Consider the following 327-nt stretch of genomic DNA (forward strand, 5'->3'; position numbering starts at 1 on the left):
GTGGGGTTCCCGAGCGGCCAAAGGGAGCAGACTGTAAATCTGCCGTCACAGACTTCGAAGGTTCGAATCCTTCCCCCACCACCACTTTCTGGCAGCGTAAATGCCGCCGGAGCTGGTTTAAAAGCTGAATCAGCTCGAACTGAAAAAGAGAGAAATCTCTTTTTTTGTTACAGAAAGAACTGGGTAGCCGAGTTTCAGGATGCGGGCATCGTATAATGGCTATTACCTCAGCCTTCCAAGCTGATGATGCGGGTTCGATTCCCGCTGCCCGCTCCAATACGTGCTGATATGGCTCAGTTGGTAGAGCGCACCCTTGGTAAGGGTGAG

At 52.0% G+C, this 327-nt stretch carries 1 protein-coding gene and 1 tRNA gene; both read left to right on the forward strand.

The genetic code is table 11. The features are described from left to right. On the forward strand, positions 1 to 216 hold a 216-nt coding region (locus tag LDK53_RS22845), incomplete at its 5' end, for a hypothetical protein (RefSeq protein WP_225288155.1). Further along, a tRNA-Gly gene (locus LDK53_RS22850) sits at positions 202 to 276 on the forward strand. The genes LDK53_RS22845 and LDK53_RS22850, both read left to right, overlap by 15 nt. The last annotated feature ends 51 nt before the right edge of the window (positions 277 to 327 follow it).

Source organism: Enterobacter sp. K16B (assembly GCF_020216105.1).
Taxonomy (GTDB): Bacteria; Pseudomonadota; Gammaproteobacteria; order Enterobacterales; family Enterobacteriaceae; genus Enterobacter; species Enterobacter sichuanensis.